This is a genomic window from Alkalihalobacterium alkalinitrilicum (genome assembly GCF_002019605.1).
Taxonomy (GTDB): domain Bacteria; phylum Bacillota; class Bacilli; order Bacillales; family Bacillaceae_F; genus Alkalihalobacterium; species Alkalihalobacterium alkalinitrilicum.
Window position 1 is genome coordinate 2,937,400 of sequence record NZ_KV917368.1, and the last position, 11,949, is coordinate 2,949,348.

The 11,949-nt window shown below is 34.7% G+C and carries 10 protein-coding genes; 2 read left to right on the forward strand and 8 right to left on the reverse strand.

The window, feature by feature from the left end; genetic code table 11:
* Positions 1 to 64: 64 nt before the first annotated feature.
* The 8 genes from BK574_RS14115 to BK574_RS14150 form a co-directional block, all read right to left on the reverse strand.
* A complete protein-coding gene (locus BK574_RS14115; RefSeq protein ID WP_078429046.1) occupies positions 65 to 1,480 on the reverse strand; it encodes a SpoVR family protein in 1,416 nt (471 codons plus the stop codon).
* A 207-nt stretch (positions 1,481 to 1,687) separates the two neighbouring features.
* The gene (locus BK574_RS14120) at positions 1,688 to 1,891 is read right to left on the reverse strand and encodes a hypothetical protein (RefSeq protein WP_078429047.1); all 204 of its coding nucleotides are present in this window, start codon (positions 1,889 to 1,891) and stop codon (positions 1,688 to 1,690) included.
* A 189-nt stretch (positions 1,892 to 2,080) separates the two neighbouring features.
* Positions 2,081 to 2,365 (reverse strand): ArsR/SmtB family transcription factor, encoded by a 285-nt coding sequence (locus tag BK574_RS14125; RefSeq protein ID WP_075389393.1) that lies wholly within the window; start codon positions 2,363 to 2,365, stop codon positions 2,081 to 2,083.
* 235 nt (positions 2,366 to 2,600) lie between these two features.
* Complete coding sequence (locus BK574_RS14130; RefSeq protein WP_078429048.1) at positions 2,601 to 4,343, reverse strand: phospho-sugar mutase; 1,743 nt, start codon at positions 4,341 to 4,343, stop codon at positions 2,601 to 2,603.
* A 170-nt stretch (positions 4,344 to 4,513) separates the two neighbouring features.
* Complete coding sequence (locus BK574_RS14135) at positions 4,514 to 5,017, reverse strand: FixH family protein (protein ID WP_078429049.1); 504 nt, start codon at positions 5,015 to 5,017, stop codon at positions 4,514 to 4,516.
* Between the two features lie 485 nt (positions 5,018 to 5,502).
* On the reverse strand, positions 5,503 to 7,056 hold the full coding sequence (locus BK574_RS14140) for a GNAT family N-acetyltransferase (protein WP_078429050.1): 1,554 nt from the start codon (positions 7,054 to 7,056) through the stop codon (positions 5,503 to 5,505).
* Between the two features lie 173 nt (positions 7,057 to 7,229).
* Complete coding sequence (locus BK574_RS14145) at positions 7,230 to 7,688, reverse strand: chemotaxis protein CheX (protein WP_078429051.1); 459 nt, start codon at positions 7,686 to 7,688, stop codon at positions 7,230 to 7,232.
* A gap of 151 nt (positions 7,689 to 7,839) precedes the next feature.
* Positions 7,840 to 8,568: a DUF2225 domain-containing protein gene (locus BK574_RS14150; RefSeq protein ID WP_078429052.1), complete on the reverse strand. Its 729-nt coding sequence runs from the start codon at positions 8,566 to 8,568 to the stop codon at positions 7,840 to 7,842.
* A gap of 278 nt (positions 8,569 to 8,846) precedes the next feature.
* Between BK574_RS14150 and glgB the strand changes: the two genes are divergently transcribed.
* Positions 8,847 to 10,814 carry a 1,4-alpha-glucan branching protein GlgB gene (glgB, locus tag BK574_RS14155; RefSeq protein ID WP_078429053.1) on the forward strand — a complete coding sequence of 656 codons (1,968 nt, stop codon included), beginning with the start codon at positions 8,847 to 8,849 and terminating at the stop codon, positions 10,812 to 10,814.
* On the forward strand, positions 10,768 to 11,925 hold the full coding sequence (locus tag BK574_RS14160) for a glucose-1-phosphate adenylyltransferase (RefSeq protein WP_078429054.1): 1,158 nt from the start codon (positions 10,768 to 10,770) through the stop codon (positions 11,923 to 11,925). Before glgB ends, BK574_RS14160 begins: the two co-directional genes overlap by 47 nt.
* The last annotated feature ends 24 nt before the right edge of the window (positions 11,926 to 11,949 follow it).

The following is an 11,949-nucleotide window of genomic DNA, read 5'->3' on the forward strand; positions in this document are numbered from 1 at the left end:
ACAAACGAACCATGCATACTTTTTGTTTATTTTAAACTGCTTATGAGAGAGCCTTGCTTTTCCTTTATAAATACTTTCGATGCATCTTCTTACCATCATACGTAAATACGATTTTCTTTTCATTAATCATTGTTTCCATATGGGTTGATCGTCCCCATAGTTGGTATATATACGGCATAACTTTTTCTAAATACCCTACATCAAGTTCTGTACCTTCATATTGATGGGTGATGTATAATTCACCGTTTTTTAAATAGTCCCCGTCCGTTATCGTTAAATATGGAAATCCTCCATTCACTCTTGATAGGACAAGCTGATCACGAATATGCTCCCATTCCTTATCCACAATTTTATAATCAGAACCTTGTTTTTGGAATAAAAACAAGTCTTCTCGATTAACTAGATCCTTATTTAAATAATTTCTAATAAATGATATGTCTGATTCAATTTCGCGTACCTCATAAATTTTTTCTCTTCCACTTCCTGGTTTAACACCTTGTCGTTCTTGCATTTCCTTTGTTGGATTATTGTACCTTTCCTCAATATCCTCAAAGATTTTGAGACCAAGATAATATGGATTAATGCTCGTCTTTGAGGGTTGAACAACCCCAGAATTAAGTTTTGCATATTCAATTGCTTCATCAGTTGTCAATGATAGTTCACGCATAATTCGAATATGCCAATACGATGCCCAACCTTCATTCATAATCTTTGTTTCTAGTTGCGGCCAAAAATAAAGCATTTCTTCACGCATCATCGTTAAAATATCTCGTTGCCACGGTTCGAGTTCGCGACTATATTCTTCGATAAATAACAGAATGTCTTTTTCTGGTTTAGGCGGAAACTTCTTTTTCTTCTTTTTCCTTTCAACTGGTTTACCATCTTCTAGTTCCCATAAATCATCGTAAGGTGAATTTTTTTTTGGTGCTACATCATCCTCTTCCTCTTCTTCGTCCATAGACCAAGCAAGTTTAGAACGTAAGAGACTTGGATCAATATGTTCTTGAATGGATAAAATAGCGTCTAAGAATTTCTCAACCTCTTCTCTACCGTGAACCATTTCATAACGAGAGATCCGTTCCGCTGTCGCACTCATACTTTCAACCATATCTCTCCTCGTATTCGAGAAGCGGACATTATTTTTAAAGAAATCACAATGTGCCAAGACATGAGCGACGATTAGTTTGTTTTGGACAAGTGTATTGGAATTAAGTAAAAAAGCATAACATGGATCTGAATTAATGACCAACTCATAAATTTTACTTAATCCAAGATCATATTGAAGCTTCATCTTATGAAACTGCTTACCAAAGCTCCAATGTGAAAACCGGGTCGGCATGCCATATGCACCAAACGTATAAATGATATCCGCTGGGCAAATTTCATATCTCATCGGAAAAAAGTCTAATCCAAAGCCTTGAGCGATTTCGGTAATTTCATCAATTGCATATTCTAACTTCTTTTGTTCATGCGGTAACATAGTAGACCCTCCTCTAGTCATCCGTTATTACAATTTATGAAAAAAAGAGACAAATGATGAGAAGGAATTTTATATTATATATTTATTACTATATTTGGATTGTTTTTTATGCTTCCTGCAACTTTCAAAAACTACCCAAATTTGCTTTCATCTATCGAACGTTCCTATTGTTTAAATCAATTTTGTAAGCGTTATGTGGTTCGCACTCTAAACGGCTGGACAACAATTTGTTTTACAACAAGGTAGTTTGGTTGCTGGTCCCTTTTTCTTTGGTAAAAGACTAACTAATAACTTTCTCAATATAAACTCCTCTTTCTGTTGAACTTTACTTTTACGATTTACCTCTTGATACACTTTCTTTATTCTTTCTTGTTTATATTGTACATGAGCTCTATATCCTAATTCGTTCATCACTCATACCCCTCTCAATTTAGTGTTTAATTATAATGATTAAAAGTTCTGTGTAATTTTTCCATTTACTTAATAAAGCTATTTAAATTCGATCATTTCCACCACCAAATATTTAATCAATTTCTATTGATATTTAAATCAAAAAAAATTGATTAATAATCCACCAAAGACAGACGTCAACCTATGATGTCAGCCTCGGAATAAACAACATAATTGTTCAGAAAGGAGATGGTTTACTTGTTGATCATTTAGCGTATAATAACTCCAAGTTCCCTTCGTTTCTTTCGTAATTAAACCTGCATTTAAAAGTATTTTTAAATGGTATGACACTTTCGATTGTGGCATTTGAAAAATTTCACATAAGTCACAAACACAAACCTTTCCTCGCTGTGTTAACTCATACATAATTTCAAGCCTCTTCTTGTCAGCCAACGCCTTAAACTTTGCTTCATACTCTTCAAAGGTTTTTTCCATGTTAAGGTCTAATAATGGAATTTCCTTCATTTTCTCACCACCAATTATTGTAAATCCTTACTTACTATTGTATACCCATATTTTTCTTATTTCAACTGAAAAATCAATTTTTTTTGATGTAACTTTTCGACATAATCTTATAAAAATCGCTCAAGAAAAATAGCTTCCTTCTGAAATAAGTTAAGACCGTAAAGAAAAGGAATGTTGATAGCAACATCCCTTTTTCAATATATTATTATTTTATAACGAATTGATTTATTTTGTTCATTAACTCCTGTTTTAAATTGGCTAGCCATATTTGACTTTCTTCCAGCGTTGTCCTTTTCACACTAAAATAAAATTTAATCTTCGGTTCTGTTCCAGACGGGCGCATGCAAATCCATGATCCGTCCTCTAGTGTATACTTTAATACGTTAGATACGGGTAGCGTAAGCTTTTCTTTACGATTTTCGATTAAATAAGCTCTTTCTTGTGTATGATAGTCTTCTGCTATCGTTACTTTCTTTCCAGCAAGTTCGTGAAGTCGATTTTGACGAAAATGGGAAAGGATCGATTGAATTTGTTCTAGGCCTGCCTTTCCTTTCAATGTTAAAGATTCTAATCCTTCTTGAAAGTAGCCGTATTTAGAAAATACTTCAATAAGTCCATCATATAAGGTCATTCCTCTTGATTTATAGTATGTAGCCATTTCAGCCGCTAATAAACAAGCTTGGACAGCATCTTTATCCCGTACAAAGTCACCAATTAAATAACCATAACTTTCCTCATAACCGAATAAAAATGTTTTAGCGCCTGTTTCTTCATATTCTTTCATTTTCTCACCAATAAACTTAAATCCAGTCAGCGTATCTACTGCTTCAAGCCCATATTGCTCCGCAATCTTTCTACCTAATTCAGAAGTAACAATAGTTTTTAAAACTACACCATTTTTGGGTATTTTCCCTTGTTCACTCTTTTGTGAAAGAATATATTCGAGCATGAGTGCTCCAGTTTGGTTCCCTGTTAAAACCACATATTCTCCTTGTTTATCTCTTGCTGCGATTCCAACACGATCTGCATCTGGATCCGTTGCAATTAACACATCGGCATTATGTTTATTTCCATATTGTATGGCAATTTCAAATGCAGCGTGTTCTTCTGGATTTGGTGATTTTACAGTAGAAAAATTCGGATCTGGTAACTCTTGTTCTTTAACGACAATTACATTTTTAAACCCACTTGTTTCAAGTATACGTCGTACAGGAACATTAGCTGTTCCGTGGAGTGGGGTAAATACAATATTTACTTCACTTCCTTTTTCTAAAACCATTTCTCGATTAACAATAATCGTCTGAAGTTCATTATTATACGCTAAGTCGATTTCTTCACCAATCACCTTTAGCAGTTGTGAAGCTTGTAACTCATTTTCATTACCGACTTCAATTAGCAACTCATCTTCAACTTCATTGACTTTTTTAATCAGTGCATTTGCAGGCCCTGGTGGTAATTGACATCCATCTGGACCGTATACTTTAAAACCGTTGTATTCAGGAGGATTATGACTTGCTGTAATAACGATTCCCCCAAATGCATTTAAGTAGCGAACCGCGAAAGAAAGTTCTGGAGTTGGACGTAGATCACGAAATAGATAGGTTTGAATACCATGCATTCCTAATGTTAAAGCGGCCTCCTTTGCAAACTCAGGAGACTTATGTCTGCAATCATAAGCAATCACGACACCACGTTTTTTTGCTTCTTCCCCAAACTCTGATATATAGCGAGCAAAACCTTCAGATGCTTTACGAATTGTATATGTATTCATACGATTAGGACCAGGCCCAATTTCTCCCCGCATTCCACCTGTTCCAAACTCTAATCCTTTATAGAAACAATCTTCTAAACGGACTTCATCATCCTTTAAATTCTGAAGTATTTCTTTTAATTCTGTTTCTAAACCGCCAAAATTTACCCACCTACTATATGCTTGTTTCCAGACCATAGTACCCTCCTTGTTTCTCTACATGTTCATAACAACTTAACATTTCTAAAATTTGTTAAACTCATATTTTTATTTCCCTAAATACTTTAACATTCCTGCCATTAACTTTCTATTTTTATGTTAAATTTAAGGTCCCTTTTTATATTACTGAGCATCAACTGGTAGAAATGTTATTCTAAATGCTGCTGAACTGCAGGGGGAAGTGGTTGGTCCAGATTAAAATAATCTTTCGGATCGCGAAAATCACTTGACATCACACCCCCGTCAGCACGGAGTAAAAATTGGTTGATATATGTCTCACTGCCTCGATTAGCTTCAATCCACCCTATCCAGGTTCCACCCATCGAAAGAAGTACTTCTGTTTCATATAATCCGTTTTCCACATGATTCATCGGTTTCTTAATATAGTGGACCATTTCTGGCATATCAAGGATTACATTTACATTCGCATCTGTAATAGGGTTCCCTTCTTCGTCATAAAGGAAAATATGGAGATCATTCGTTGTACCTGCTGTAAACATATTGTCATTTCCCACAACCTCCATATACCAGTTGGTTACAAGGTTTTCGCGAATAAAGAGTGCATAACATAGTAGCACAGTAATAAATATAAAAGATACAGTTATAAAAATCGTCATTACAGGTCGCTTCACAACCACTTTTTCTAAATTCACTATTGCTCATCCTTTCTCTCATCACAGCTTTTCCAACGAAAGAATGACTTAAACTAATAATTACAAATCATTAGCTTTCTTAAAGCGTTTATACAGGACATGATTCTTATTTAACTCATGTTGGCCCTTTTATAGAGCCTTATACAAAGCAGAAGGCTGCCATAAGGGAGTTAATCCCTTATGGCAGCCTCACTAATTAAATATAGTTTAAATGATTAATAGTGGAATCAACCATTATTGTTTACAAATACGAATACGATAAAAGTGAAACTTCCATCAGTGAGGGGTTTTCCTCTTCCCCCACTGATGCTTAGTTGAGGCCCACACGATGTGGGTTACATTGCCACAGGACGTGGCGCATTTAGTCCGTGTTCATTTAGTTACTAGCAGTTTATCTCCCACTTATCCTCTTTGATTTCTCGAAGTCTTGAAGTGGGGGTAATACTGCCAGTTGTTGCGGGATAAACACAAAAGCTCCTAAAGTATTAGCTTTGATTGGTTTCGCCGTGCTTATAAATAATTTCGTAAATATCTTTTCTTCGGTCACGCAATTGATTAACACTACCACTGCGACGATGACGACGAAGAATTTCAAGGTCAACATCTCCAACAACAACCGTATCGATATTAGGATGACATTCTCCAACGATACCATCACGTGGAAATTCGAAATCTGAAGGAGTAAATATACCCGATTGTGCATACTGAATATCCATATTTTCTACTTGAGAAAGATTACCTACCGTTCCAGAAATGACTGTATATACTTCATTCTCTACAGCTCTTGCCTGAGCACAATATCGAACTCTTAAATACCCTTGACGTTCATCTGTACAAAATGGGGTAAAAATAATATTTGCTCCCTTATCAACAGCAATCCTTCCTAGTTCTGGGAATTCAAGGTCATAACAAATTTGGATAGCAATTTTGCCACAGTCTGTGTCAAATACCTTAATTTCATTTCCTGGACTTATTCCCCACCATTTTCGTTCATTCGGTGTAATATGGAGTTTGTACTGCTTCTCTATCGTTCCATCTCTTCGAAATAAGTACGCTATATTATATATTTTATTTTCCTCTTCAACAAAGTGGGAGCCACCAATGATATTCACATTGTATTTAACAGCTAAATTAGTAAACAGTTTAATATAGTCTTCTGTATACTCTGTTAAGCGCCGGATTGCCTGACTAGGACTTTTTTCTGGTAAAAATGATAGTAATTGAGTGGTAAAAATCTCTGGAAAAACGGCAAAGTCTGAACCATACCCCGCTGCTACATCTGTATAATATTCACATTGCGTAGCAAACTCCTCAAAAGAATTTATTTTTTTCATCATATATTGTATCGTTGTTATCCGAACAGGAAATGCTGTTCGAAAATGACGTTTACTCTTTGGTTGGAAATCAATATTATTCCACTCCATTAACGTAGCATACTTCATCGAAGCTTTATCATCTTTTAAATAGTTAGGATTAATCCTTTTTAATGAAAAACCATTCAACACTTGAAATGTTAAAACAGGATCATATATATTATGTAGCATAACTTGCTCTACATATTCACGAGGTGTATACTGCATCGCGTGTTTGTAATAATTTGGAATTCTGCCGCCAATTATCATACTTTTCAAATTTAAAGTTCTAACTAACTCTTTTCTTGCTTCATACAATCTCTTGCCGATCTTCATTCTTCGGTAATCTGGATGAACCATCACTTCAATTCCATATAAATTATAACCATCTGGATTATGATTTGTGATATATCCTCTATCTGTAATTTCATCCCATGTATGTTGATCATCATATTCATCAAAGTTGATTATTAAACTTGAACACGATCCTATGATTTTACCATCATATTCTACAACAAACTGACCTTCTGGAAATATTCGAATATGGCTTTCAAGATGCTCTATTTTCCATGGCTCCATATTTGGAAAACAAAATTTTTGTAGAGCAATAATTTCATTAAAATCTTTTTCTGTTATATTTCTAATTTCAATTTTTTTTTCAAATTTTGATACATCAATTCTTGTCATGATTCCACTCCTTTTTAACCTACATTACCTATACTCAATTGTACCCTTTCTTTTTCCATTTCAACAATTTATAGCATACTTTCCCTACCACTAGTATACTTAAACAATTTACCGATTTATGTTTTAATCCAATAAAAAAAGCAGAGAACCATTCCCCTGCCGATTCAAACTATTTACTTATCACTTACAGAAATATGAACTTCAATTAAACCAATTTGACTATCTAGCGGTATCGTTACAAACGTTTTATTAGAATGGTATTTTGAAGCACCTTCATTTACGATTGGAGTCGTAACATCAATAATACATTCTTCTTTAGAAAACTCAGTAGCTGTTGTTCCCGCCACCCAGTTCCCAAATTCTTGTACAGCACTCCATCCTAGGTCATCTAAGGTCTCAATTTCCATTCCCCCCATCATGACACCAACAATACGTTTAGCTGTATCACCAGAAAACGAACAAATAATTTGTCCATTTAATTGTCCACTAATACCTAATATGACTGATACATAATTTGAAGGAACTGGACCTTTTCCTGCAGATGGTTTTAAAGGTGTAATTTCAATTCCAAAGTGACTCTGCAAAATGGTTTGTGTTGCACGACAAACAGCATTGATATGATTTACATTCATTATAGCCCCCACAAACTTTTTAATAGTTTTATTTTAAAATCTATATTAATAGAAATAATTTATAAAAATATAGGATCTAAGAAATTGAGCAGCAAAGTTAAATGAAACTATACTCATATGTAAATTGTATCATATACATAATTATGAAACACTATAATTTCTGTACAGTTTCTTCTGGTTTCCTTATTAAGTACCATTGCTCTCGTGCCATTTCTAGTACTTTTTTCTCCTGATCTTTTTCACGGTGTTGAATCACTCTAGAAAAATACTTGATTGCATTTGCATTCAAACCTATCCTCCTATTTAATTCCCCCAACAAATAAATGATTCTTATTTCAGTTAATTGTGTTCCAATAAAATCAGATTGTTGATATGAATTCTCGTATTCATCTATAGCTAAACGCAGAAAACGTTTTTCTTGCTCGTTATTTTCTTTTATCCGGTATAACCAACCTAGCCTGAGATAAAGTCCTGCCAAAACAATATGTTTCTCTTTTTTCAATATCCCAGAAAACACTGCTAATTTATAGGTTACAATAGCTTCGTTAAGCGATCGTTCCCTTCCAAAGTTTCTCGGTATCCAATGCGCTGACAATTCATTCATCACTTTGTCTTTAGCCCCTGGTGAAAAATAATTAGAGAATTGGTCTGTAGCGGAAAAACCACAGTCAGGACAAACGTGGACCTCATATAAGTACGGATTGTGTTCAAGGTCTTTATACACTGTAAAAAAGTCACTTTCTGTTTTGATTGCTCTAATATACCTAGTCCGTAGTCGTTTAGTAGAATACTTCTTTTCACAACATAAACAAATAATTTCCTTATCGTATAAGGGATCTATTCCATTAATCAATGATTTCACCCGCTCATCTTTTTGCATTCTTCTTTTATTTTAGTATAAAACCACCAAAACTTTCTACCTGGTAAATGTCTTTTTATAAATCTTTCGGACTATATATTCAACTTATTATGACAAATTGATTTGTTTTTCGTTCTTCTGGTGTTTCCGTCCTTCTTTCTTTCGTCAACACAAATAGAATTTTGTTAGATTTTGTAACATAGTCTTTGAAAATTTACATAATTTCAAAAAGGGTTTCTTTTTATTTTGTAGAAAACGTAAATTAAAGAATTTATTTCTAGAAAGGTTGTAGGTGCCACTTGCAAACAGAAAAGCTTAGTGAATACGATCTCTACTTATTTCAACAAGGCAACCTATTTTATAGCTACAAAACACTTGGAGCTCACCTTTGTAAAAAAGATGAGGTAGAAGGGGTACGTTTTGCAATTTGGGCCCCTAATGCTGAAGCCGTATATATTGTAGGCGATTTTAATAATTGGAATGGATTAAACCACTCGATGCATAAAATAAATGAGTCAGGTATTTGGTGGGGCTTTATTCCAAACCTTTCAGAGGGAACGGTCTATAAATACGAAATTCATTCCAAGCAAGGGAAAGTTGTTCTAAAGTCAGACCCCTATGCCTTCTACTCCGAACTCCGTCCACAAACGGCCTCCATTGTAACTGATTTAAACCACTATAGTTGGGGAGATGAAGTATGGCAAAAAGAAAAACAAGCTAGAAATTTATTAAATGAACCGTTGCTCATCTATGAAGTTCACCTTGGATCATGGAAACTTAAAGAAAATGGTGAACTTTATACATATCGAGAATTAGCAACTACACTAATTGATTATGTTAAAGAGATGGGGTATACCCATATTGAAATACTACCTATTACAGAACATCCTTATGATCGTTCTTGGGGATACCAAACAACAGGCTTTTTTTCAGTAACAAGCCGATATGGGACTCCTGAAGATTTCATGTACTTCGTGGATCAATGTCATCAAAACGGAATTGGAGTTTTATTAGATTGGGTTCCAAGCCACTTTTGTAAAGACGATCACGGACTTCGTTTATTCGATGGTGAACCACTCTACGAGTATGCGGATGAACGAAAAGCAGAAAAAAAAGGTTGGGGGACTTTGTCCTTTGATTTTGGTCGTTCTGAAGTACAAAGCTTTTTAATTTCCAATGCATTTTTCTGGCTAGATATGTTCCATATTGATGGTCTTCGAGTAGATGCAGTTTCCAGTATGCTCTATTTAAATTTCGGCAGAGAAGATGAAGAAAAAATTTACAATCAATATGGTGGCGAAGAAAATATAGAAGCTATTCAATTTCTAAGAAAACTAAACGAGTCAATTTTTCAAGTTTTTCCTAACACATACATGATGGCAGAAGAATCTTCCTCTTGGCCATTAGTGAGTGCACCAACATATGTTGGTGGATTAGGGTTTAACTACAAATGGAATATGGGCTGGATGAACGATATGCTCCGCTATATGGAGATCGAACCAGTCCACCGAAAATGGCATCACCAATTAATCACCTTTTCATTTTTTTATGCTTTCTCAGAAAATTTTATCCTTCCCCTATCACATGATGAAGTTGTTCACGGAAAAAAATCGTTACTAAATAAAATGCCAGGAGACTATTGGCAAAAGTTTGCTAACTTACGTACTTTTCTTGGTTATACGATGACACACCCTGGAAAAAAGCTTCTTTTTATGGGTAGTGAATTTGGCCAATTTGATGAATGGAAAGACCTAGAAGATTTAGATTGGGAACTACTAAACTATCCATCTCACCAAGACTTTTCAAACTACACAAAATCACTTCATAATTTTTATAAAACTGAAAGATCGCTATGGGAATTAGACCATCATTCCGATGGATTTGAGTGGATTGATCCGCACGATTATGAACAAAGTATTGTTAGTTTCATGAGAAAAAGTAAAGACTCAAATAATTTTGTTATCGTTGTTTGTAATTTTACTCCTACTGTTCGTTATGACTATCATATCGGCGTCCCTCGTATGGGGTCATACATTGAAATATTCAATAGTGATAGAAAAGAATTTGGTGGCTCTAATCAAGTCTTAGACGAACCACTAATTAGCGAAACAGAATCTTGGCACAACCAACCTTATCGTTTAACGATTAAAGTTCCTCCACTAGCTATGCTAGTTTTAAAGTTATCGGATAGTGAATTAGAAAGAGAGCGAGGCGATCATAATGAAACAAAAGAAAGAATGCGTAGGAATGTTGTTAGCAGGCGGTGAAGGAAAGAGATTAGGTCTCTTAACAAAAAAAATTGCTAAGCCAGCTGTCTACTTCGGTGGAAAATATCGAATTATCGACTTTACGTTAAGTAACTGCACAAATTCAGGGATTGATACAGTTGGTGTTTTAACCCAGTATGAACCACTAGCCTTAAACACACATTTAGGAATTGGTAGCCCGTGGGATCTTGATAGAAGAAATGGTGGCCTTTCTGCTCTCCCTCCTTTTATCGAAAAGAGTGGTGGTTCTTGGTATAAAGGAACAGCAGATGCAATTTTTCAAAATATAAATTTCATTGAACAATACGACCCTGAATATGTTCTTATCATTTCTGGGGATCACATTTATAAAATGAATTATGCTGCTATGTTAGACTTCCACAAGAAAAATAATGCAGATGCAACAATTTCTGTTATTGAAGTTCCATGGGATGAAGCGAGTCGTTTTGGCATTATGAACACTGGTGAAAACTATGCGATCAATGAGTTTGAAGAAAAACCAGAAAATCCGAAAAATAACTTAGCATCAATGGGGATTTACATCTTTAATTGGAAAGTTCTTAAGTCTTATTTAATAGAAGACTCAAATCAACCTTATTCTAGTAACGATTTTGGAAAAGACATTATTCCGAAAATGCTCGATGACGGTAAAAACTTAGTAGCATTCCCGTTTAGAGGTTATTGGAAAGATGTAGGGACCGTTATTAGTTTTTGGGAAGCGAATATGGATTTATTAAAAGATTCTCCATCCTTGCAATTAAATGATCCAAATTGGAAGATTTATTCTGTAAATCCTAATCAACCTCCTCAGTACATAGCGCCTACTGGTTTGGTTGAATGCTCAATGATCAATGAAGGTTGTCTAATATACGGCACTGTTAAACGCTCCATCTTATTTTATGGAGTAGAAATTCAACAAAATAGTCATATCATTGATTCTGTCATTATGCCAAATGTTACAGTTGGCCAAAATGTAATAATAGAAAAAGCGATTATAAATGAAGGAACAGTTATACCAGATAACATGGTAATAAAACCAAGTACACCAAAAGACATCGTCGTAATAGATAAAGATACTATCTTAACTGATATTGCAGTAGTAAACGGATAATGGATGTTTGTAGGAGGGGATTAT